Source organism: Pseudomonas sp. AS2.8, assembly GCF_014190935.1.
Taxonomy (GTDB): domain Bacteria; phylum Pseudomonadota; class Gammaproteobacteria; order Pseudomonadales; family Pseudomonadaceae; genus Chryseomonas.
In genome coordinates this window covers 170,935-193,854 of sequence record NZ_JACHVV010000005.1, presented here as the reverse complement: position 1 = coordinate 193,854, position 22,920 = coordinate 170,935, and the positions used below count along the sequence as shown (strand labels likewise).

At 68.0% G+C, this 22,920-nt stretch carries 21 protein-coding genes; 15 read left to right on the top strand and 6 right to left on the bottom strand.

Annotation, left to right across the window (positions count from 1 at the left end):
• Positions 1 to 24 precede the first annotated feature (24 nt).
• From FHR73_RS19925 to FHR73_RS19900, 6 genes are all read left to right on the top strand, one after another.
• Positions 25 to 789 carry a LuxR family transcriptional regulator gene (locus tag FHR73_RS19925; RefSeq protein WP_183633593.1) on the top strand — a complete coding sequence of 255 codons (765 nt, stop codon included), beginning with the start codon at positions 25 to 27 and terminating at the stop codon, positions 787 to 789.
• Between the two features lie 89 nt (positions 790 to 878).
• Positions 879 to 1,349, top strand: a complete 471-nt coding sequence (locus FHR73_RS19920; RefSeq protein WP_183633591.1) for a nuclear transport factor 2 family protein — start codon at positions 879 to 881, stop codon at positions 1,347 to 1,349.
• Positions 1,350 to 1,421: 72 nt separating this feature from the next.
• Complete coding sequence (locus FHR73_RS19915; protein WP_183633589.1) at positions 1,422 to 2,327, top strand: LysR family transcriptional regulator; 906 nt, start codon at positions 1,422 to 1,424, stop codon at positions 2,325 to 2,327.
• A 108-nt stretch (positions 2,328 to 2,435) separates the two neighbouring features.
• On the top strand, positions 2,436 to 3,626 hold the full coding sequence (locus FHR73_RS19910) for a CaiB/BaiF CoA-transferase family protein (protein WP_183633587.1): 1,191 nt from the start codon (positions 2,436 to 2,438) through the stop codon (positions 3,624 to 3,626).
• Positions 3,623 to 4,549, top strand: coding sequence for a hydroxymethylglutaryl-CoA lyase (locus tag FHR73_RS19905; protein WP_183633586.1), 927 nt, complete (start codon positions 3,623 to 3,625; stop codon positions 4,547 to 4,549). The genes FHR73_RS19910 and FHR73_RS19905 overlap by 4 nt, the downstream gene beginning before the upstream one ends.
• 77 nt (positions 4,550 to 4,626) lie before the next feature.
• A complete protein-coding gene (locus FHR73_RS19900; RefSeq protein ID WP_183633585.1) occupies positions 4,627 to 6,015 on the top strand; it encodes an MFS transporter in 1,389 nt (462 codons plus the stop codon).
• A 2-nt stretch (positions 6,016 to 6,017) separates the two neighbouring features.
• Here the strand turns inward: FHR73_RS19900 and FHR73_RS19895 are convergent, their stop codons facing one another.
• Together FHR73_RS19895 and FHR73_RS19890 are read right to left on the bottom strand one after the other, a co-directional pair.
• Positions 6,018 to 9,116 (bottom strand): multidrug efflux RND transporter permease subunit, encoded by a 3,099-nt coding sequence (locus FHR73_RS19895; protein WP_183633584.1) that lies wholly within the window; start codon positions 9,114 to 9,116, stop codon positions 6,018 to 6,020.
• Positions 9,116 to 10,267, bottom strand: coding sequence for an efflux RND transporter periplasmic adaptor subunit (locus FHR73_RS19890; RefSeq protein ID WP_183633583.1), 1,152 nt, complete (start codon positions 10,265 to 10,267; stop codon positions 9,116 to 9,118). Before FHR73_RS19890 ends, FHR73_RS19895 begins: the two co-directional genes overlap by 1 nt.
• Positions 10,268 to 10,385: 118 nt before the next feature.
• Between FHR73_RS19890 and FHR73_RS19885 the strand changes: the two genes are divergently transcribed.
• The 3 genes from FHR73_RS19885 to glsB are packed head-to-tail and all read left to right on the top strand — an operon-like array spanning position 10,386 to position 13,422.
• Complete coding sequence (locus tag FHR73_RS19885; RefSeq protein WP_221191635.1) at positions 10,386 to 11,114, top strand: response regulator transcription factor; 729 nt, start codon at positions 10,386 to 10,388, stop codon at positions 11,112 to 11,114.
• A complete protein-coding gene (locus FHR73_RS19880) occupies positions 11,115 to 12,431 on the top strand; it encodes an ATP-binding protein (protein WP_183633581.1) in 1,317 nt (438 codons plus the stop codon).
• Between the two features lie 49 nt (positions 12,432 to 12,480).
• Entirely contained in the window at positions 12,481 to 13,422 is a 942-nt protein-coding gene (glsB, locus tag FHR73_RS19875) for a glutaminase B (RefSeq protein WP_183633579.1), read from the top strand.
• Here the strand turns inward: glsB and FHR73_RS19870 are convergent.
• The 3 genes from FHR73_RS19870 to FHR73_RS19860 form a co-directional block, all read right to left on the bottom strand.
• Positions 13,419 to 14,303 carry a hypothetical protein gene (locus tag FHR73_RS19870; protein WP_183633577.1) on the bottom strand — a complete coding sequence of 295 codons (885 nt, stop codon included), beginning with the start codon at positions 14,301 to 14,303 and terminating at the stop codon, positions 13,419 to 13,421. The genes glsB and FHR73_RS19870 overlap by 4 nt on opposite strands.
• Positions 14,304 to 14,389: 86 nt before the next feature.
• Positions 14,390 to 15,829, bottom strand: a complete 1,440-nt coding sequence (gene cls, locus FHR73_RS19865; RefSeq protein ID WP_183633575.1) for a cardiolipin synthase — start codon at positions 15,827 to 15,829, stop codon at positions 14,390 to 14,392.
• A 28-nt stretch (positions 15,830 to 15,857) separates the two neighbouring features.
• Positions 15,858 to 16,988 carry a class I SAM-dependent methyltransferase gene (locus tag FHR73_RS19860; protein WP_183633573.1) on the bottom strand — a complete coding sequence of 377 codons (1,131 nt, stop codon included), beginning with the start codon at positions 16,986 to 16,988 and terminating at the stop codon, positions 15,858 to 15,860.
• A 214-nt stretch (positions 16,989 to 17,202) separates the two neighbouring features.
• On the opposite strand from FHR73_RS19860, the gene FHR73_RS19855 reads away from it, so the two are divergent.
• A complete protein-coding gene (locus FHR73_RS19855; RefSeq protein WP_183633571.1) occupies positions 17,203 to 17,979 on the top strand; it encodes a ferredoxin--NADP reductase in 777 nt (258 codons plus the stop codon).
• A 233-nt stretch (positions 17,980 to 18,212) separates the two neighbouring features.
• Entirely contained in the window at positions 18,213 to 19,766 is a 1,554-nt protein-coding gene (locus tag FHR73_RS19850) for a TerC family protein (protein ID WP_183633569.1), read from the top strand.
• Between the two features lie 22 nt (positions 19,767 to 19,788).
• Here the strand turns inward: FHR73_RS19850 and mscL are convergent, their stop codons facing one another.
• Positions 19,789 to 20,238 carry a large-conductance mechanosensitive channel protein MscL gene (gene mscL / locus FHR73_RS19845; protein ID WP_183633567.1) on the bottom strand — a complete coding sequence of 150 codons (450 nt, stop codon included), beginning with the start codon at positions 20,236 to 20,238 and terminating at the stop codon, positions 19,789 to 19,791.
• 224 nt (positions 20,239 to 20,462) lie between these two features.
• On the opposite strand from mscL, the gene FHR73_RS19840 reads away from it, so the two are divergent.
• From FHR73_RS19840 to radA, 4 genes are all read left to right on the top strand, one after another.
• Positions 20,463 to 20,702, top strand: coding sequence for a YdcH family protein (locus tag FHR73_RS19840; RefSeq protein WP_007162691.1), 240 nt, complete (start codon positions 20,463 to 20,465; stop codon positions 20,700 to 20,702).
• Between the two features lie 93 nt (positions 20,703 to 20,795).
• Positions 20,796 to 21,005 carry a hypothetical protein gene (locus FHR73_RS19835; RefSeq protein ID WP_183633565.1) on the top strand — a complete coding sequence of 70 codons (210 nt, stop codon included), beginning with the start codon at positions 20,796 to 20,798 and terminating at the stop codon, positions 21,003 to 21,005.
• Between the two features lie 142 nt (positions 21,006 to 21,147).
• Positions 21,148 to 21,417 (top strand): hypothetical protein, encoded by a 270-nt coding sequence (locus tag FHR73_RS19830; protein WP_183633563.1) that lies wholly within the window; start codon positions 21,148 to 21,150, stop codon positions 21,415 to 21,417.
• A 116-nt stretch (positions 21,418 to 21,533) separates the two neighbouring features.
• Positions 21,534 to 22,895, top strand: coding sequence for a DNA repair protein RadA (radA, locus tag FHR73_RS19825; RefSeq protein WP_017639095.1), 1,362 nt, complete (start codon positions 21,534 to 21,536; stop codon positions 22,893 to 22,895).
• The last annotated feature ends 25 nt before the right edge of the window (positions 22,896 to 22,920 follow it).

Genomic DNA, 22,920 nt, shown 5'->3' with positions numbered 1-22,920 from the left:
TCGCCATCAGGGAGGAGCTCCAAGATGCATGCCGATCTGCTCGCCGTCAGCAGCCGCCTCGCCGGGCTGCCCACGCTCGACGCCTGTCTGGATGCCGTCCAGGCCAGTGCCGACCACCTGGGGTGCAAGGCGCTGATCTACGACTATGCCCCGGTGCCCCTCAGTCACGACGGCGTGCTCATCACCCCCTCGGTGTTCAAGGTGCGCAACGCCCCGGCGGACATGCAGGCCTTCTGGTGCGAGCGCGGCTACTACCAGATCGATCCGGTGCAGCAATGTGCCAGTCGGCGCGCGGCGCCCTTCGTCTGGTCGTTTCGCAGCGAAACCCGCAGCGCCCTGCGCGAGTACCTGGGTGACAGTCATCGACCGGTCACCTGCTATGTCCGCGACAGCGGCCTGGCCACCGGGGTGACGGTGCCGCTGCACCTGCCGGGCGGTGCCTTCGCCACCCTGACCGGCATCCTCGATGCCGATGCGCGGGATGCCGAGGCCGCCGGCGAAGCCTGCCTGGGCGCCTTCCTGGTGCTGGCCCACGCCTTCCAGGCCCGGGCCGACGAATTGCTCGCGCCCGCCGAGCGCCGCTGCGGCCAGGTCCGGCTGACACCGCGCGAGCGCGAATGCCTGCAATACTCGGCCAAGGGCCTGACCGCCAAGCGCATCGCCGCGACTCTCAATCGATCCACCGCCACGGTCAACCTGCACCTCAACTCCGCTGCCGGCAAACTGGGCGCACGCAATCGGGTGGAGGCGGTGGTGAGGGGCTTGCACTATCGCCTGGTCGAGGTCTGAGCGACTTGGCCGGATTCGTGGGCCGTTCGACCTTGTGACACCTCCGCTGGGGCCCGACACTGGGGCCTCATCTGCCCCAGGAGAGTCCCATGAGCGCCGCCCGTCCTCCCGTCCCGCCTTTCACCCTCGAATCCGCCCAGCAGAAGGTCCGCGCCGCCGAAGACGGCTGGAACAGCCGTGATCCGGCCAAGGTGGCCCTGGCCTATACCGCCGACAGCCGCTGGCGCAATCGCAGCGATTTTCTCCAGGGCCGCGCCGCCATCGAGGCCTTCCTCACCCGCAAGTGGCAGCGCGAGCACGAGTACCGGCTGATCAAGGAACTCTGGGCCCATGACGGCGCGCGCATCGCCGTGCGCTTCGCCTACGAATGGCGGGACGAAGATGGCCAGTGGTACCGCGCCTACGGCAACGAGAACTGGCACTTCGACGACCAGGGCCTGATGGCCGAAAGACATGCCAGCATCAACGACCTGCCGATCACCGCGGCCGAGCGCCTGTTCCATTGGCCCCAGGGGCGGCGTCCGGATGACCATCCCGGCTTGAGCGACCTGGGTCTCTAACCCGAGGCGGGCGGCTACCCCGGGCGGGCCGGGTCCTGTACAAGGACCTCTGGCCGCCAGGACCCCAAGACGATGCACTACCGCAACCTGCTCCGCCGCCTCGACCTGGTCTCGCTGCAGCTGCTGCTGGCGGTGCACGAGGAGGGCACCCTGACCCGCGCCGCCGAGCGCGAGATGATCGCCCTGTCCGCCGCCAGCAAGCGACTGCATGACCTGGAGCGCTCGCTCGACATCGAGCTCTTCGAGCGCAACGCCAAGGGCACCACCCTCACCCCGGTCGGCGAGACGCTGCTGCATTACGCCAAGCGCATCCTCGCCGACGTCGAGCGCATCAGCATCGATGTCGGCGAACACCTGCAGGGCGTGCGCGGCTACGTGCGGATGATGGCCAACATCTCCGCCATCATCGAATTCCTCCCCGAGGACCTGCAGGCCTTCACCGTCGGCCATCCCCAGGTCAAGGTCAGCCTGGACGAACGACCCAGCGCCGGGGTGGTGAAGGGCGTGCTGGAAGGCGCCGCCGACCTGGGCATCTGTTCCTCGGACACCGACACCCGTGGCCTGCTGGCCGTGCCCTACCGGCAGGACACCCTGGTGGTGGTGATGCGCCCGGATCATCGCCTGGCCGCACGCGCGCGGCTGGCCTTCGCCGAGACCCTGGACGACGACCACGTCGGCCTGCACGCCGACAGCTTCATCAACCTGCGCACCAAGGCGGCCGCCCGCAGTCACGGCAAGGCCTTGCGCCTGCGCATCCATGTGCCTGGCTTCGATGCCGTGTGCCGCATGGTGCAGGCGGGCTTCGGCCTGGGCGTGCTGCCGCTGCAGGCCTTCGAACTCATCGGGCGACCGCTCGGACTGATCGCCGCGGCGCTGGATGACGACTGGTCCCAGCGCAGCCTGGCACTGGTGGTACGCGACGTCGAGACGCTGTCGCCGGTCAGCCGGCTGCTCTACGACCACCTGCTGGGCGTGTGAATCGGGTCTTCGCGATCTGCGAAGACCCCTTGCCGAAAGACGTTAACCACCGGCTGCACTATTGTCCTAGCATCGGCCTCATTCCAATAACAAAGAGGCTCGCCCGCCATGACGGCTCTCACCGGACTCCGTGTCATCGAGATCGGCACGCTCATCGCCGCCCCCTTCGCCGCCCGCCTGCTGGCCGAATTCGGCGCCGAAGTGATCAAGATCGAAGCCCTGGACAAGGGCGATCCCCTGCGCAAGTGGCGCAAGCTGCACGAGGGCACCTCGCTCTGGTGGTACCTGCAGTCGCGCAACAAAAAGTCGCTGGCCCTGAATCTGCGCTCCGCCGAGGGCGTGGCTCTGGTCAAGCAGCTGGTCGAGGGCGCCGACGTGCTCATCGAGAATCTGCGCCCGGGCGCCCTGGAAAAGCTCGGCCTCGGCTGGGACGTCCTGCACGCCCTCAATCCCAAGCTCACCCTGGTGCGCATCTCCGGCTACGGCCAGACCGGCCCCTATCGTGATCGTCCCGGCTTCGGTGCCATTGGCGAGGCCATGGGCGGCATCCGCTACACCACCGGTACCCCGGGCGTGCCGCCGGCGCGGGTCGGGGTCAGCCTGGGCGATTCCCTGGCTTCCATGCACGCGGTGATCGGCGCCCTGATGTCGGTGCTGCGGGTCAAGACCGGCCAGGGCGACGGCCAGGTGGTCGATGTCTCCCTGGTCGAGAGCGTGTTCAACGTCATGGAAAGCCTGGTGCCCGAATACTCCATGCTCGGCCATGTGCGCGAGCGTACCGGCGGGGCCTTGCCCGGTATCGCGCCATCCAACACCTATCCCACCGGCGACGGCGGTTTCGTGGTGATCGCCGGCAACAGCGACCCGATCTATGTCCGGCTGATGCAGGCCATCGGCCGACCCGATCTGGCCGAGCGCCCGGACCTTGCGCAGAACGACGGGCGCGCCCGCCACTGCGAGCTGATCGACGAAGCCATCGCCGCCTGGACCGGCAGTCGCGGCATCGACGAGGTGCTGGAGATCCTCGAAGGCGCCGAAGTGCCGGCCGGCCGCATCTATTCCGCCGCCGACATCGTCGCCGATCCCCATTACCAGGCGCGGGAGATGCTGCTGGACACCACCCTGCCCGACGGCGCCACCCTGAAGATGCCGGGCATCGTGCCCAAGCTGTCGGCCACTCCGGGCCAGGTCAACTGGCAGGGTCCGACCCTCGGCCAGCACACCGATGGGCTGCTGGCCGAACTGGGACTGAGCGAGGCGGATATCCAGCGACTGAGAAAGGGCGGGGTGGTGCAATGAGTGCCGAACGCCTGATCGTCCAGGAAGTCGCCCCCCGCGATGGCTTGCAGATCGAGCCGAGCTGGGTGGACACCGCCGACAAGATCGCCCTGATCGACCGGCTATCCGCGCTGGGTTTCTCGCGGATCGAAGCCGGCTCCTTCGTCTCGCCCAAGGCGGTGCCGATGCTGCGCGACGGCGAGGCGGTGTTCCAGGGCATCGCTCGCCGACCCGGGGTGACCTATGTCGCCCTGGTGCCCAATCTCAAGGGCGCCCAGCGTGCCCTGGCGGCAGGCGCCGACGAGCTGAATCTGGTGCTCTCCGCCAGCCAGACCCACAATCGCGCCAATATGCGCATGAGTTGCGAGCAGTCCCTCGCCAGCTTCGCCGAGGTGGTGCAGCTGGCCCAGGGGCAGGCGGTCTCGCTCAACGGCACGGTGGCGACCACCTTCGGTTGCCCGTTCGAGGGGCGCATCGACGAAGGCTGGGTGTTCGAACTGGTGCAGCGCTACCTGGCGCTGGGCATGACCGGCATCACCCTCGCCGACACCACCGGCATGGCCAATCCGCGGCAGGTCGCGCGGATCGTCCGCCAGGTGCTGGAACTGATCCCGGCGTCCGCCCTGACCCTGCACTTCCACAACACCCGCGGCCTGGGGCTGAGCAATGTCCTGGCCGCCTACGAAGCCGGCGCCCGGCGCTTCGACGCCGCCCTCGGCGGACTTGGCGGCTGCCCCTTCGCCCCGGGCGCCTCCGGCAACATCTGTACCGAGGACCTGGTGAATCTCTGCGCCGAGATCGGCGTGGACACCGGCATCGATCTGCAACGGCTGATCGAGTTGTCGCGCACCCTGCCGGCCCTGCTGGGGCACGACACCCCCGGCCAGGTGGCCAAGGCCGGGCGCAATTGCGATCTGCATCCGCCGCCCGCGGCCACTGGCTGAGCCGCACCCGCTTTCATTCGTTCGCCCTGACTACAACAACAAAGGAGCGCCAGCCTGGCCGCTCCCGGGAGACCGCTATGCCCTTATCCGCAACCTCCGCCGCCGCCGTGGCGGCCGCCGAACAGGCCATCGTCCGCAAGGTCGCCTGGCGGCTCATGCCGCTGATCATGGTCTGCTACCTGTTCGCCTTCTTCGATCGCATCAACATCAGCTTCGCCAAGTTCCAGCTGCAGGCCGACCTGTCGCTGAGCAACACCGCCTATGGCCTGGGCGCGGGACTCTTCGTGGTGGGCTATGTGCTGTTCGAGGTGCCCAGCAACATGATGCTGTACAAGGTCGGCGCCCGGCGCTGGATCGCGCGCATCATGATCTCCTGGGGCATCGCCACGGCGCTGATGATGTTCGTCACCGCCGACTGGCAGTTCTATGTGCTGCGCTTCCTCATCGGCGCCATGGAAGCCGGCTTCGCGCCGGGCATCCTCTACTACCTGACGCTGTGGTTTCCGCAGAGCTATCGCGGGCGCATCACCTCGACGCTGTTTCTCGCCTCGGCCTTCGCCGGGCTGATCGGCGCCCCGGTCTCGGGGGTGATCCTGGGGCAGATGGACGGCCTGCTCGGCATGCGCGGCTGGCACTGGCTGTTCCTGGTCGGAGGCATCCCCTGCGTGCTGCTGGGCGTGCTGGTGCTGCGCCTGCTGCATGACCGCATCGCCGATGCGCCCTGGCTCAACGCCGACGAGAAGACCTTCCTGGCCAGCCGCATCGCCCGTCATGAAAACAACAGCCATGGCTCGCTGCTGGCAGCGGTCCGGTTGCCGGGCTTCCTGCTGCTCGGACTGATCTACTTCCTGATCCAGGTCGCCTCCTATGGCCTCAACTTCTGGGCGCCGCAGCTGATCCGCAGCGCCGGTACCGAAAGTCCGACCGTCATCGGCCTCCTGACCGCCGTGCCCTATGTCTTCGGCGCCATCAGCATGGTGGTGGTGGGACGGCTGTCGGACGCCAGCGGCGAGCGGCGCAAATTCGTCTGCGGCCTGGTGATCGCCGGCGCCCTGGGATTCTTCAGCGCGGGACTCTTCGCCGACCACACCACCTTCCTGATCCTCTCCCTGGCCCTGATGGGTGCCGGCATCATCGCCGCCATCCCGACCTTCTGGTCGCTGCCGCCGAAACTGCTGGCCGGTGCGGGCGCAGGCGCTGCGGGAGGCATCGCCCTGATCAACACCCTGGGGCAGCTCGGCGGCATCGTCAGTCCGGTGATGGTGGGCTACATCAAGGACCTGACCGGCAGCACCACCCCGGCGCTCTACCTCATCGGCTGCACCAGCCTGCTGGCTGCCGGGCTGCTGTTCTGGGCGCTGCCACAGAGCCTGCGGACCTCGGACAAGATCGGTGCCCGCAAGCCCGAGCCCGCGCCGGTCGAGGACGCCGCGCTGCTGGGCGACAAGCGTCCCCACAATGCCTGAGGCTAGAGGTCCGGCGCGCGCCAGCGCCGGACCAGCCGCAGCACCAGCACGAAGAACACCGGCACGAAGACCAGCGCCAGGGTGGCGCTGAGCATGCCGCCGATCACCCCGGTGCCCACCGCCTGCTGGCTCGCCGAGCTGGCTCCGCTGGCCAGGGCCAGGGGCACCACGCCGAGGATGAAGGCCAGCGAGGTCATGACGATGGGCCGCAGGCGCAGGCGGGCGGCGCGGCAGGTGGCCTGGTACAGGTCCATACCTTCGTCGTGCAGGCGCTTGGCGAATTCGATGAGCAGGATGGCGTTCTTCGCCGTGAGACCGATCACCGTGATCAGGCCGACCTTGAAGAAGACGTCGTTGGGCATCCCCCTCAGGGTCACCGCCAGCACCGCGCCGAGCACGCCCAGGGGCACCACCAGCAGCACCGCGGTGGGAATCGACCAGCTCTCGTAGAGCGCCGCCAGGCAGAGGAACACCACCAGCAGCGACAGCCCCAGCAGCACGGGCGCCTGGCCGGCGGAGAGGCGTTCCTGCAGCGACAGCGCCGTCCACTCCAGGGCGAAACCACGGGGTAGCTCGGCGGCCAGGCGTTCCAGCTCGGCCATGGCCTCGCCGGTGGTGTGACCGGGCAGCGGCTCGCCGGCCAGGCTGATGGCCGGGTAGCCGTTGTAGCGCGACAGCTGTGCCGGGCCCTGGGTCCAGTCGGCGCTGACGAAGGCGGACAGCGGCACCATGCGCCCGCGTTCGTTGCGTACCTCCAGGCGCAGCAGGTCGTCCACCTGGCTGCGGCTGCCCAGTTCGGCCTGGACGATCACCTGCTGCATCCGGCCGCGATTGGGGAAGTCGTTGACGTAGCTGGAGCCCAGGGCGGTGCCGAGGGTCTCGCCGAGGGCGGCGAAGCCTACCCCAAGGGCGGCGGCCTGGCGGCGATCCACCACCAGCTGCACCTGGGCGCTGTCGGCCAGGGCGGTCTCCCGCACGTAGGCGATGATCGGATTGCCCGCCAGGCTGGCCTGCAATTCGTCCCGCGCCGCCTTGAGCGCCGCCTGGCCGCGGTTGGACCTGTCCTGCAGGCGCACCTCGAACCCGCTGGAGGTGCCCAGGCCTTCCACCGGCGGCGGCAGCACGGCAAAGCCCTGGGCTTCGCTCTCGCCGGCCAGGGCGGCGTTGGCGCGCGTGGCGATGGCCGCGGCGGAGTCGGTCGGGCCGCGGGCGGACCAGTCCTTGAGGGTGGTAAAGGCCAGGGCGGCGTTCTGGCCGCTGCCGGAAAAGCTGAAGCCGAGCAGCACCAGGTCGTTGGCTACCCCGGGTTCGGCGGCGTAGTGGCGCTCCAGGCGTTCGAGCACCTTGAGGGTGCGCTCCTGGGTGGCCCCCGGCGGCAGCTGGATGTCGGTGATCAGATAGCCCTGGTCCTCGGTGGGCAGGAAGGCGCCGGGCAGGCGGCCATAGAGCGCCACCAGGGTCGCCAGCAGGACGGCGAACAGCAGGAGATTGGGCAGCAGCCGGCGGATGGCGCGGGCCACCCAGCCTTCGAAGCCGCCGGTCAGGCGCTCGAAGCCCCGGTTGAAGGCGCCAAAGAACCCGCCGCGGGCATGGGCGCCCTGGGGAATCGGCTTGAGCAGGGTGGCGCACAGCGCCGGGGTCAGGCTCAGGGCGAGAAAGGCGGAAAGCAGGATAGCCACCGCCATGGACGCCGAGAACTGGCGATAGATGACGCCCACCGAACCGCTCATGAAGGCCATGGGCACGAAGACCGCGGTCAGCACCAGGGTGATGCCGACGATGGCGCCGGAGATCTCGCCCATGGCCTTGCGCGTGGCGGCACGCGGATCGAGGCCTTCGCTGGCCATCAGTCGCTCGACGTTCTCCACCACCACGATGGCGTCGTCCACCAGGATGCCGATGGCCAGCACCATGCCGAACAGCGTCAGCACATTGATGGAATAGCCCAGCGCCAGGAGCACGGCGCAGGTGCCCAGCAACGCCACCGGCACCACCAGGGTCGGGATCAGGGTGTAGCGCAGATTCTGCAGGAACAGGTACATCACCGCGAACACCAGCGCCATGGCCTCCATCAGGGTATGGATGACCTGGGTGATGGAGATCTCGACGAAGGGCGCCGTGTCGTAGGGGATGTCGTATTTCATCCCCGGCGGAAAGTACCGGGACAGTTCGGCCAGCTTGGCGCGCACCGCCTTGGCGGTGGCCAGGGCGTTGGCGGTAGGCGCCAGCTGCAACCCGACCGCCACCGAGGGTTTGCCGTCCAGGCGGGTGCCGAAATTGTAGCTCTGGCTGCCCACCTCGACCCGGGCGACGTCGCCCAGGGTCACGCTGGAGCCATCGGCCCCGGCGCGCAGCAGGATGCCGGCGAATTCCGCCGGATCGCTCAACTGGCCCTTGATCAGCACCGGCGCGCTCAGCTCCTGGCCCGCGGGCGCGGGCAGCTCGCCGAGACTGCCGGCCGCCACCTGGACGTTCTGCTCGGCGATGGCGCGGGTCACGTCGGCCGGGGTCAGGCCGACCGCCACGAGGCGACTGGGATCGAGCCAGACGCGCAGGGCGTGCTCGGCGCCGAACAGCTGGGCCTTGCCCACCCCGTCCAGCCGCCGCAGTTCGTTGACCACGTTGCGCGCCAGGTAGTCGCTCAGCGCGGTGGTGTCGAGGCGCGCATCGGTGGCGGTGAGGGTGACGAACAGCAGGTAGCCGGCGGAAGTTTCCTCGATCTGGATACCCTGCTGGGTGACCGCCCGCGGCAGGCGCGGCTCCACCACCTTGAGGCGATTCTGGATGTCCACCTTGGCCAGCTCCGGATCGGTGCCGGGCTGGAAGGTCACGGTCAGGGTGGCGCTGCCCTGGCTGCTGCTGGACGAGAAGTAGAGCAGGTGATTGACGCCATTGAGCTCCTGCTCGACCAGGCTGACCACGCTTTCGTCCAGGGTCTGCGGCGAGGCGCCCGGATAGCTCAGGGTCAACTCGATCTGCGGCGGCGCCACGTTGGGATACTGGGCCACCGGCAATTGCGGCAGGGCGAGCAGGCCGGCGAGCAGGATGAACAGCGCCACCACCCAGGCGAACACCGGGCGGTCGATGAAGAAATTGGCCATCAGCGCGCCTCCGCCGGGGCGGCCTGGGTTTCCTGGGGTTCCACCAGCAGCCCTGGCTGCGCCTGTTGCAGGCCCGAGAGCAGGACCCGCTCACCGGCGGCCAGGCCGGATTCCACCACCCAGCGACCCTCCACCACTGGTCCCAGGCGCACCTCGCGCAGGGCGAGCCGGTCTTCGGCGTCCACCACCCAGACCTGGGCCTGGCCACCGGCGCTGCGCTGCACCGCCCGTTGCGCCACGCTCAGGCCCTGGTCGAGGCGCGCCTGCTCCAGACGTACCCGCACGAAGCTGCCCGGCAGGAGCTCGCGGCGGGGATTGGGAAACTGGCTGCGCAGGGTGATCTGGCCGGTGCTGGCATCCACCGCCAGATCGGCGAACAGCAGGCGGCCGCTCTCCGGGTAGGGGCTGCCGTCTTCCAGCAGCAGGGTCACCCGCGCCTGGTCCGGCGCCACCTGCTGCAGCCGGCCGTCGCTGAGGGCATCGCGCAGCGCCTTGAGCTGGCGGGTCGACTGGGTGACATCGGCATGGATGGGGTCCAGCTGCTGGATGAGCGCCAGCGGCGTGGCATCGCCCTGGCCGACCAGGGCGCCTTCGCTGACCAGCGCCTTGCCGATGCGCCCGGCGATGGGCGCGGTGACCGTGGCATAGCCCAGATTCAGCCGTGCCCGCTTGAGCGCCGCCTGGGCGGCCGCCACCTCGGCCTGCGCCTGCAGACTGGCACCCTGGGCATCGTCCTGCGCCTGGCGACTGATCGCCTCGCTCTCCACCAGCGCCGCATAGCGCTCGGCCAGCCGGCGGGCCTGGAAGGCGCTGGCCTCGGCCTTGCGCAGGGCGGCCGCGGCGCTGTCCACCTCGGCCTGCAGCGGCGCCGGATCGATACGGAACAGCACCGCGCCGGCCTTGACCTCGCTGCCCTCGCGAAACACCCGCTGCAGCACGATGCCGGCGACCCGCGCCCGTACCTCGGCGGTCCGTGGCGCCACCAGGCGGCCACTGAGTTCGCTGGCAATGGCCAGGGGCGTGGGGTGCAGCGTCTCCACCTGCACCCTGGGCGCCGGCGGGGCGGCGGTATCCGGGGCCGGACGGTCGCAGGCGGCGAGCAGCAGGCAGAGCAGCGCGAGGCTGCCGAGGGCAGGGCGGGGCAGGGACATCGGGGCTTCCTCCAGGAGAGCGCCATGGTAGGCGTCTCGCTCGGGCCTCCCTGTAAACGTCTGTAGGTCTCTTGTGAAAGAGTGTTAAGCCCGGCGCCCGCCTGCCCGGGGCTCGGCTATGCTCGGCACTTTCCCGCCACGAAGACCTGCCGTGATCCCCTTGCTCATCGTCGAAGACGACATCGCCCTGGCCGAGCTCATCGCCACCTACCTGGGCCGCCAGGGCTATGCCGTGACGGTGATCGGTCGCGGCGACGAGGCGCTGGCCGCGGTGCAGCGCCTGCGCCCGCAACTGGTGGTGCTCGACGTCATGCTGCCGGGGCTGGACGGCCTGCAGGTCTGTCGCCAGCTACGCGCCGCCCAGCCCAGCCTGCCGATCCTGATGCTCACCGCCCTGGACGACAGCCACGACCAGGTGCTGGGGCTGGAAATCGGCGCCGACGACTATGTCAGCAAGCCCTGCGAACCGCGGGTGCTGCTGGCACGCATCCGCACCCTGCTGCGCCGCTGCCAACTGGTCGAGGCGCCCGCCGATGACCGCCTGACGATCGGGCAGCTGCAGCTGCTGCCGGGCGAACGCCAGGTCTGGTGGCGCGACCAGCTGGTGGAGCTGTCATCCACCGAATTCAACCTGCTGGCGATCCTCATGCGCCATGCCGGCGAGGTCCTCAGCCGCGACCAGCTGATCCAGCAACTGCGCGGCATCGAATTCAACGGTGTCGACCGCTCGGTGGACGTGGCCATCTCCAAGCTGCGCCGGCGCTTCGAAGAGCATCCCGGCGACGCCCGGCGGATCAAGACCGTCTGGGGCAAGGGCTATCTCCTCTCCCGGGCCGAGTGGGAATAAATGCTCAAGATCCTCGTCCGCCTCTATCTCATCCTGCTGGTGACCTACGGCGCCGCCAGCTACCTGGTGCCCGAGGCGCTGCTCCAGGTGTTCTCCGAGCGCTACAGTCGCTACACCCTCGAGCAACTGCACGGCCCGCTCAGTCTGGTGCAACGCACCTTCAACCAGGCGCCGTCGGAGCGCTGGCCAGCCCTGCAGCAGGAGTTGGCCGGGGAACTGGCGCCCATCAGCCTGCGCCTGGTCTCGCGCGACGATCCCGCGCTCAGTCCGGCGGAGCGCGCGGACCTGGCCGCCGGTCAGCGGCGGGTACGGCTGGGCGACTATGGCGAACCCAGCGCGGCCCTGGTGCCGCTGCCGGCGGATCAGGTGCTGTGGATCGGCATCCCCGAGGCCCCCACCGACATCGCCCTGACCTACTGGGCGATGAATGCCCTGATCGGCGCGGCCCTGCTGGTCTGTCTCTATGTCTGGCTGCGACCGCACTGGCGCGACCTGGAGCGGCTGCGGCGTACCGCGGCGCGGCTGGGCAAGGGCCATCTGGGCGAGCGCACGGCCATCTCGCCGCGCTCGGACATCGGCGAGGTGGCGCGAGCCTTCGACGACATGGCCCAGGAGCTGGAGGCGCTGATCGTCCAGCAGCGCGACCTGCTCAACGCTGTCTCCCACGAATTGCGCACGCCGCTCTCGCGCCTGGAATTCGGCCTGGCGCTGTTGCAGGCCGATCCGCTGCCCGCCGAGACCCACCGCCAGCTGGAACAACTGGTGCGTCATGTCCGCGAACTGGATGCCCTGGTCGACGAATTGCTGTCCTTCGCCCGCCTGCAGAGCAGCCAGCAGCCGCCCGAACGCCTGAGCCTGGAACTCGAGGCCTTTCTCGACAGCGTGCTGGCCGACTTCGCCGAGGAGCAGGAGCGCCGTGGCGTCGCGATGCACCTGGACGTGGCGCAGGCGCCGAGGCAGGTCGAGCTGGCGCCACGCCTCACCGCCCGCGCCCTGCAGAATCTCGTCGGCAATGCCCTGCGTTACTGCCAGCGCGAGGTCTGGGTAACGGTCCGCGGCGATGGCGAAGCGCTGCTGATCGCCGTCGAAGACGATGGCGAAGGCATTCCCGCGGCGGAGCGCGAACGGGTCTTCGAACCCTTCTACCGCCTGGATCGCAGTCGCGACCGCGCCACCGGCGGCTTCGGTCTGGGTCTGGCCATCAGCCGGCGCGCGGTGGAAAACCAGGGTGGCCGGCTGGACCTGAGTGCCGGCGCTAAGGGCGGCGCTCGATTCGAGATCCGCCTGCCGCTGCCGCCGCGCCTGGGGCTCGCCTGAGGCCGCCTCGGCCCCTACACTTGGCGCCCCCGCCCGTTTCGGAATCGTCATGGCAGAGCCCTTCGACCGCCACCCGCTGCAACCCCTGCTCGACCGTATCGCCGCTGCCGCGCCGCGCCATTTCGGCGAAGGCGAGGTGGCCGACTACATCCCGGCCCTGGCCGAGGTGGCGCCGGATCAATTCGGCATCGCCGTCTGCGACGTCAAGGGTCAGGTCTGGCGCGCCGGGGCGGCCGACACGGCCTTTTCCATCCAGTCCATCTCCAAGGTGCTCAACCTGGTGATCGCCATGCAGCGCCTGGACGAGCCGGACATCTGGACCCGCGTCGGCCGCGAGCCCTCTGGCCATGCCTTCAACTCCATGGCCCAGCTGGAAGAAGAGAAGGGCGTGCCGCGCAATCCCTTCATCAATGCCGGCGCCGTGCAGGTCTGCGAATTGCTGGTGTCGCGCATCATGTCGATCCACTGGATGATGCGCGAGCAGGCGCGGCGTCTGGCCGGCAATCCGGCGATCAACTTCGACGACCGCGTGGCCCGTTCGGAGATGGACCACAAGGCGCGCAACGCCGCCCTGGCCTATCTGATGAAGGCCTACGGCAATCTGCATAGCGAGGTCGATGACGTCCTCGACGTCTATTTCCACGGCTGCGCCCTGGCCATGAGCTGCGTCGACGTGGCCCGCGCCTTCGCCTTCCTCGCCAACGGCGGGGTCAATCCCCAGGATGGCCAGGTCGTGGTGACGCCCCAGCAGACCCGCCAGCTCAACGCCCTGCTGCTGACCTGCGGCCTCTACGATGCGGCGGGCGATTTCGCCTGGCGCGTCGGCCTGCCGGGCAAGAGCGGGGTAGGGGGCGGCATCGTCGCCATCGTGCCGGGGCAGATGAGCATCTGCGTCTGGTCGCCACGGCTGGACAGCTACGGCAACTCGGTCGCCGGCCTGCGCGCCCTGGAGACCCTGGTGGAAGGGCTGGGCGTGGCGCCGCTGGGTTAATAGGCCATAGACAGGCTGAGGGTCACCTGGGGCACCACGCCGTCGGTCTCGCCCTCCGGACCGCTCAACTCGCGCAGGGCGCCGTCGCGATAGAGCGCCAGGGCTTCGGCGCGAGCGCTCCAGCGCGTCTCGCCCCAGCGAAAGGGCTGCTCCAGCGCCAGGCCGGTACGGGCGTAGAGACGGTCGCCGGAATCCGGGCCATAGAAGCCGTTCCAGCCCACCCCCAGGGCACTGGGGAAACTCAGGCGCAGGCCGCTGGCCGAGAGATCCAGTCCGGGTTCCAGGCTGCCCTGGGTGTAGAGACCGCTGTCGCCCTGGGTGCGGGTGGTCACCGCCAGACCCGGACGCCAAGCGCCCAGGCCCGACTCGGCCTGGTAGGCCAGGGTCAGGCTGGCTTCCTGAGTGGTGGCGGCGACGTCGTTGGGGCTGCTCTTCACCGTATAGACGAAGCCGACCCTCAGGCCCTTGGCCGGTGACACCACCAGGCCCACCAGGTTGTTGCTCTCGTACCAGCGCCGCGGGCTGACCCGCTCCTCGCTGGAGGGGCTGTGCAGGCCATTGCTGCTGCTGAACACCAGCCAGGCATCGGCATTGCCGTCGCTTCCCTGGTGCAGATCCAGGGCGAAGCCTGCCTGCAGGTGCAAGGGGATGCGATCGAGGCTGGACGCGTCGTCATCGTAGTTGCCGCGGGAGAAGTCGCCGTTGCGCACGTCCACGCCGAGTAGCGGATGGAAGCGCCCGGAGGTCTCGCTGACCTCCACGCTGCCCAGGGCGGCGTCTTCGCTCTCGATGGACGGTACGCTGCGGGGCGCGGCCTGGGCCGCCGCGGCCAGGCAGCTGGCTAGCAGACAGACGCAACGCAAGGGTGAAAAGGATGGCATGGCGGGCGACTCCGGGGGCGCGGGGCGCTCCGGGCGCGGCGCCATGAGCTATCGGACCGGACCGTCGCAGAGCGGGTTCCGAGGCCCTAGAGCACCGGCGAAAACACCCGCGCCACCCGCATGGCCACCCGCCGCCAGCGGCGCAGGGCGGCGTTGTCCTCGGGGGTGAGTTCACGCGAGCGACTGAAGTCCTGCTCCAGCATCTTGCGCACCTCCCAGGCGAAGGCGACGTCCATGACCATCACCATGACCTCGAAGTTGAGGCGGAAGGAGCGGTTGTCCAGGTTGGCGCTGCCCACCGCGGCCACGTCCTCGTCGATCAGCACCACCTTCTGGTGCAGGAAGCCTGGTCCGTAGCGGAACACCCGCACCCCGGCATGCACCGCTTCGAAGGCATAGAGATAGGAGGCGGCATAGACCACCTTGTGGTCCGGTCGCGAGGGCAGCAGGATGCGCACGTCGACCCCGCGCAGGGCGGCCAGGCGCAGGGCGGCCGAAACGGCTTCGTCGGGAATGAAGTAGGGCGTGGTGATCCAGACGCGGTGGCGCGCCGAGTGGATGGCCTCGACAAAGAACAGCGAGCAGGTTTCCTGATCGTCCGCCGGCCCGCTGGGCACCACCTGGCAAAGCACGCCGCCCTCTTCGTAGCGCTCCGGCAGCAGCAGGGTGGGCAGCTTTCTGGTCACCCAGTACCAATCCTGGGCAAAGGTCTCCTGCAGGGTGGCCAGGGCCGGGCCGCGCAATTCCAGGTGGGTATCGCGCCAGGGCGCCAGGGGCGGCTTGAGCCCCATGTATTCGTCGCCGACGTTGAGTCCGCCGGTAAAGCCCACCTCGCCATCGACGATGACGATCTTGCGGTGATTGCGGAAATTCACCTGGAAACGGTTGATCAGTCCGCGGCGGTTGCTGAAGCCCTTCACCTCGCAACCGGCCTCGCGCAGCTTTTCCACATAGGCGCGCGGCAGCGCATGGCTGCCGATGGCGTCATACAGCAGAAAGACCTGGACCCCGGCCCGGGCCCGGTCGAGCAGGGTGTTCTGCAGGGCCAGGCCGAGGGCGTCGTCGTGGATGATGAAGAACTGCACCAGCACCACCTTCTGCGCCCCGCGGATGGCCGTGAGGATGGCGGCGAAGGTTTCCTCGCCGTTGATCAGCAGGCGCACCTGGTTGTTGGCGACGCAGGGGGTGCCGGTGAGGGCGGTCATGGCCTTGAGCTTGCGATTGGCCGCGCTGCACTGCTGGGCGGCCATGGCCTCGGCGATCCAGGGCCGCCAGTCCAGTTCGGCGGCCTGGCGCGCCATCTCCTCGTCGGCCTGGCGCCGCGCCTTCACATAGCTGTCGAAGCGCCGCCGGCCAAAGACCAGGTAGGGGATCAGGCTGAGAAAGGGCATGAACACCAGCGCCATGGCCCAGGCCATGGCGCCTTGGGCGGTACGCACCGTGATGATGGCGTGGATCGCCGCGCTGATGCCGATCAGTTCGAGGGCCAGGGCGATGTAGTGGAGATCGAGGGGCAGGGAAGGCACGCGGGCAGCTCTCGCTCCGGGGTGGATGTCAGAGAGGTTGGACCGCCCTGAGCACCACGAATTTCGGCGTGGCCGCGATCTGTTCGACGCGCTTGAACAGCCGCTTGAGCTTGACGTGGTAACCCAGGTGGCGATTGCCCACCAGCCAGAGTTCGCCCTGCTCAGTCAGCGCCGCTCGCGCCTGCTGGAACATGCGCCAGGCCAGGAAATCGCCCACCACCTGCTGCTGGTGGAACGGCGGGTTGCAGAGGATCAGGTCCAGCGACCGCGGCGGCTGGTCGGCCAGGCCATCGGCCGCGTGGATCGCCACCGTTCGCTCGCCGAAGGCCGCGCTCCAGTTCTCGCGTGCCGACTGCACCGCCATGTAGGACTCGTCCACCAGGGTGAATTGCGCCTCGGGGTTGGCCAGGGCACAGGCCAGCGCCAGGACGCCGTTGCCGCAACCGAGATCGGCCACCCGGGCCTGGCCCAGCTGCTGGGGCAGGTGCGGCAGGAAGGCCCGGGTGCCGATGTCCAGGCCCTCGCGGCAGAAGACGTTGGCGTGGTTGACCAGGGTCAGCGGCGGGACGTCCAGGCGATAACGACTCGGGTAGGGCGAGGCCAGCGCCGGCCGCGCCTCGGGGGTGGCGAACAGCAGCCGCGCCTTCTTCACCGCCAGTGAAGCCTGCACCGGGCCGATATGCCGCTCCAGCAGGTCGCCGGCGGCGCGGGGCAGGTGCTTGAGCATGCCGGCGGCGATCACCCGGGCGCCCGGTGCCAGTTGGCCCCGCAGGCGGATCAGTTGTTCCTCCAGCAGCGCCAGGGTCTTGGGTACCCTTATCAGCACCAGATCGAAGGGACCGCTGGTCGCCTCGCTGGCCGGGACGAAGGTCACCGCCTCGGCGGCAAGGCCGTTGCGCGCCAGGTTGGCCGCCAGCGCCAGGGCCGCCAGGTGCGAGTCGCCACTGGAGGTCACCCGGGCATGGCCGGCGAGACTGGCGGCCAGGGCGCCGAAACCGTCGTTGAGCACCAGCACCCGGGCAGCGGGGTCCAGGCCGCTCTCGGCGACCTGCTGCAGCAGGTATTCGTCGGCGGCGTCGAAGGCCTGCAGGGGATCGTCGCGGCGTGGTGGCTGACGGTCGAGTTCGAGGATGGCGAAGGGCGAGACGAGAGAAGGCATGGTTTCTGTCGGTGTTTATCGGCGGCTCAGTGCGGGACAATGGCGCAAAGAACCTGCTTACGATCTGCTGCGCGTCGGCCAAACGGCGTTGAAAATAGCTTCGGAATGCTCATTTACCACTCGTAAACTCCGCTTCCTCAGCTATTTTCGCCTTGTTTGGCTCTAGCTCGCGAGATCGTAAACAGGCTCTAAGCAATCGGGAAAAGAGGCCAGTATGACCGCCACCGAAGACAAGTTCACCCGCGAGACGATCACCGCCGTCTGGCCTTGGAGCGACAACCTCTTCAGTCTGAGGACCACCCGCGATGCGCGCTATCGCTTTCGCGCCGGCCAGTTCGCCCGGCTGGGCGTGCGCAAGGCCGATGGCGACATCGTCTGGCGGGCCTACTCCATGGTCTCGGCGCCCCACGATGACTTCCTCGAATTCTTTTCCATCGTGGTGCCGGGCGGCGCCTTCACCAGCGAACTGAGCCGCCTGCGCGAGGGCGACGAACTGCTGGTGGAAAAGCAGCCCTATGGCTATCTCACCCTGGAGAGATTCGGCGGCGGTCGCGACCTCTGGCTGCTGGCCACCGGTACCGGTCTGGCACCCTTCCTGTCGATGCTGCAGGAACCCGACACCTGGGAGCGCTTCGAGCGCATCGTGCTGGTCTACAGCGTGCGCGAAGCCCGCGACCTGGCCTACCAGGAGGTCATCCGCGGTTACGGCCAGGTGGAGCACCTCGAAGGCCTCACCGACCGCCTGGTCTATGTCCCCGTGGTCACCCGCGAGGAGCATCCCGGCGCCCTGCGCGGCCGCATCACCACCCTGATCGAAAACGGCGAGCTGGAACGCGCCGCCGGCGTCGAGCTCTCGCCCGAGCACTCGCGCATCCTCATCTGCGGCAATCCGGAGATGGTCGACGACACCCGCCAGCTGCTCAAGACCCGCGATCTGCAACTGGCCCTGAGTCGCCGACCCGGCCAGGTAGCCGTGGAGAACTACTGGTAAAGACCGCGTCGCACCGGCGTCTTTACGTTTTCTTCACAATTGGAAAAGGTTGGGCCTTTAGTTTTGGGCCCGCCTTGCTCTAGGATCGGAATTTCCAAGACTACCTTCCGAGTTCCGATGAGCAGTGACAGATCCGAGCCGCCCCCGGCCCTTGTGCCAGGTGCGGCTGACACCCCCTCCCGCCTTATTCCCTCCGTGGCCGTTCGGCCCCTTCAGACGGAGGTCCGCTGCTGATGGAATGGATCGCCGATCCCACCGCCTGGTTGGGACTTCTCACCCTGATCGTCCTGGAAATCGTCCTGGGCATCGACAACCTGGTCTTCATCGCCATCCTCGCCGACAAGCTGCCGCCCGCGCAGCGTGACAAGGCGCGGGTGATCGGCCTGTCGCTGGCGCTGATCATGCGCCTGGGCCTGCTGGCCAGCATCTCCTGGATGGTGACCCTCACCGAACCGCTGTTCGAGGTCTTCGGCAAGGCCTTCTCCGGCCGTGACCTCATCATGCTGTTCGGCGGTATCTTCCTGCTGTTCAAGGCCACCACCGAGTTGCACGAACGCATCGAGGGCCATACCCACAAGACCGGTGGCAATCGTGCCTACGCGGCCTTCTGGCCGGTGGTCGCGCAGATCGTGGTGCTCGACGCCGTGTTCTCGCTGGACGCCGTCATCACCGCCGTGGGCATGGTCGAGCACCTGAGCGTGATGATGATCGCCGTGATCATCTCCATCGGCCTGATGCTGGTGGCGAGCAAGCCGCTGACCGCCTTCGTCAACGCCCATCCCACGGTGATCATGCTGTGCCTGGGCTTCCTGATGATGATCGGTCTGAGCCTGACCGCCGAAGGCCTGGGCTTCCACATTCCCAAGGGTTATCTCTATGCCGCCATCGGCTTCTCGATCCTCATCGAGCTGGCCAACCAGGTGGTGCGCTGGAAGCGCAAGCGCCAGTTGCACGAGCGCCTCGGCATGCGCGAGCGGACCTCCCAGGCGGTGTTGCGCCTGCTTGGCGGTCGCCTGCGCGAAGACGAGGTGGACGAGGACATCGCCGAGCTGATGGAAGGCGAGAAGGGCGAAGGCCCGGTCTTCGATCGCCGCGAGCGGCTGATGATCAGTGGCGTGCTGCAACTGGGCGAGCGTCCGGTGCGCACGGTGATGACCGCCCGCGCCGACGTCGACATCCTCGATGCCGATGCCGCCCCGGAGCGCCTGCGCGAGCAATTGCTGGCCTCGGCCCACTCGCGCCTGCCGCTGGTGGTCAACGGCAACATCGATGAGCCCCTGGGCTATGTGCACAAGAAGGAGCTGTTCGCCGACATCCTCCAGGGCCAGTCGCCGGACCTGCGCGCCCGGGTGCGCACCCCCATCCACCTGCCGGCCCAGGCCACGGTGCTGGGCGCCCTGGAACAGCTACGCGCCGCCTCGACCCACGTGGCCTTCGTGGTCAACGAATTCGGTGGCTTCGAAGGTCTGCTGACCCTGACCGACATCCTCGAGGCCATCGCCGGCGAAATGCCGGACGCCAGCGAGGAAAGCCTGCCGGAGCTGGAAAAGGTGGAAAACGGCTATCGCGCCAGCGGTGGCCTGACGCTGCATCCCCTGGCCCAGCGCACCGGCTTCCAGATCGCGGAAAACGAGGACTATCAGACCCTCGGCGGTCTGGTCGTGGACCTGCTGGGGCGCCTGCCGGTGGCTGGCGATCGCCTGGAATACCAGGGCTGGCAACTGACGGTGGAGTCGGTCAAGGATCGGCGGATCGGCTGGATCCGCCTGGAGCGACCCGCCTCCTAGCGAGGCGGGTTCGACGCGGACACTACAGCGGGTTGACCGGCGGTTCCTGCTTTACCACAGGGGCCGCGGTCGCCTGGCTGTTCTGTTCCTTCAGCAGGTCACGGATCTCGGTCAGCAGCACCTGATCCTTGGTCGGACCGGACGGCGCGGCATCCTGGTGCAGACGCAGGCGGTTGAGCACCTTGATCGCCATGAAGATGGCGAAGGCGATGATCACGAAGTCGAAGATGGTCTGCAGGAACTTGCCGTAGGACATGACCACGGCCGGCTGGTCACCCACGGCGGCCCTCAGGGTGATCGCCAGTTGCGAGAAATCCACGCCCCCCAGCAACAGGCCCAGCGGCGGCGTGATGATGTCGGCTACGAAGGACGACACGATCTTGCCGAAAGCCGCGCCCAGGATGATGCCGACCGCCAGGTCGACCACGTTGCCTCTCATGGCGAATTTCTTGAACTCGGCAATGATGCTCATGCTGCACTCCTTTGGATGGTTTCGAAGAGACGATAGACGATTGTGCTCGCTTCGCTCGGGTTTGGAACCCTGCGAGCGGTCCGGAGGTTCCCCGGCAGCGGCAAATCGCCGCGGAATCGGCAGCTGGTCGTGGCTGTCGCACTTTGTCCAAAGGGCCGGGTCCACCCCTTACGTCGAGGGCTGCAACCCTCGCGACTTCCACCTCTCGCCTCAAGGAGCCCCTGATGGTTGCCAAACACGACCTGCACAAAGACTTTCCCGAATACGCCGAGCAGCTGGACAGCCGTCCCCAGACCGATGCGGCCTTCGCCAAGCTGCTGGAAGACTACGCCAAGCTCGACCAGCAGATCCTCGATCTGGAGGAAGTGGAGGAGTCCAGCGGCGACGAGGAATTGGGTCGCCTGCGTCGCGAACGGGTCCTGCTCAAGGACAAGATCGCTCAGCAACTGAAATACCCGTCCTAGCCGTGCCGGGCTCGGCCTGTGGTGCCGAGCCCACGTTTATGCGATTGGCAAGGGCCGCCGGCGTTGCCATCATGGCCTCCTAGGAGAGGACCGATGACCGACGAAGTGGCGATGTACCAGCAGTGGCACCTGTGGATCACCGAGGCAGCCGTGGAAGCCCAGCGCCGTCGCGTGCAGCTCGAATTCGCCGAATACAGCCGCCTGCTGGCCAACCTGCAGCTGCTCGAACAGGAGCGCTGGCAACAGGCATTGCCGGTCTGGCTACGGGGCGACGTGGAGATGGTGTCGACGCTCAAGCACTAGCGCCAGAACCTCGCGGCAGACACTGATGGCCAGGCGCTGAACGACCGGCGGTACCTGGCGGTCAATGGGGTACCCCAGGCGAATTTCGCCGGGTGAGCGAGGTTTATCCGGCCTACCTGGCCCTCCCAACGAGGATGTCCCCATGAAGCGTACCGCCCTGATCGCCCTGATGATGTTCGCCGCTGCACCCGTATTCGCCAAGGATCTGTGTGCGGTCCAGCTGCAGAAGCTGGACGACGCCAGCAAGATGAAGACCAACATGATCGGCCCGGGCAGCTCCCAGGCCCAGCAGATCGCCAGCTTCCGCAAGAACGCCATGGAAGCGCAGAAGGCCGGCGACGAGAAGAAGTGCATCGCCCAGGCCAACCAGGCCCTGACCATGCTGCGCCAGCCGGGTGGCGAGGGCAACTAAGGCTCTAGCCCAGGATTCGGAGAGGCGCGCTCCCCCCGGGAGCGCGCCTTTTTACTGTCTATGCATCCAGTCGTGATATGCTGGGAATCTTCCCTTCTCGACTGGAGAATTCCGCCATGGCCAAGGCCAAGCGTCTCTACGGCTGCACCGAATGCGGCGCCACCTTTCCCAAGTGGGCGGGCCAGTGTGGCGAGTGCGGTGCCTGGAACACCCTGGTGGAAACCGTCGTCGAGACCTCCGCCGTCCCTTCCGGTCGCGCCGGCTGGGCTGGGGCGCAGGCGACCATCAAGACCCTGGCCGAGGTCAGCGTCGAGGAAACCCCGCGCTTCACCACCGACTCCACCGAACTCGACCGGGTACTGGGTGGCGGCCTGGTGGATGGCTCCGTGGTGCTGATCGGCGGCGATCCCGGCATCGGCAAGTCCACCATCCTGCTGCAGACCCTCTGCCACCTGGCCGCGCGCATGCCGGCGCTCTATGTCACCGGCGAGGAATCCCAGCAGCAGGTAGCCATGCGCGCCCGCCGCCTGGGGCTGCCGGAAGACAAGCTCAAGGTCATGACCGAGACCTGCATCGAGACCATCGTCGCCACCGCCCGCCAGGAAAAGCCGCGGGTCATGGTGATCGATTCCATCCAGACCATCTTCACCGAGCAACTGCAATCCGCCCCCGGCGGCGTGGCCCAGGTGCGCGAGAGCGCGGCGCTGCTGGTGAGATTCGCCAAGCAAACCGGCACCGCCATCTTCCTCGTCGGCCATGTCACCAAGGAAGGCGCCCTGGCCGGACCGCGAGTGCTCGAGCACATGGTCGATACCGTGCTCTATTTCGAGGGCGAGTCCGACGGCCGTCTGCGCATGCTGCGAGCGGTCAAGAACCGCTTCGGCGCGGTCAACGAACTGGGCGTGTTCGGCATGACCGACAAGGGCCTCAAGGAAGTCTCCAACCCCTCGGCGATCTTTCTCAACCGTGCCCAGGAAGCGGTGGCCGGCAGCGTGGTCATGGCGACCTGGGAGGGCTCGCGGCCGATGCTGGTGGAGGTGCAGGCCCTGGTGGACACCAGTCACCTGGCCAATCCGCGGCGGGTCACCGTGGGCCTGGATCAGAATCGCCTGGCCATGCTGCTGGCGGTGCTGCACCGCCACGGCAGCATTCCCACCTACGACCAGGACGTCTTCATCAACGTGGTCGGCGGGGTCAAGGTGCTGGAGACGGCAGTGGATCTGGCGCTGATGTCGGCGGTGATCTCCAGCCTGAGGGACCGCGCCCTGCCGCACGACCTGCTGGTGTTCGGCGAGATCGGCCTGTCCGGCGAGATCCGCCCGGTGCCCAGTGGCCAGGAGCGTCTCAAGGAAGCCGCCAAGCACGGCTTCAAGCGTGCCATCGTACCCAAGGGCAATGCCCCCAAGGATCCGCCGCCCGGTCTGCAGGTAGTGGCCGTGACCCGGCTGGAGCAGGCGCTGGATGCGCTCTTCGAATAGCCTTGGGCAGCATTTGTAATATTTT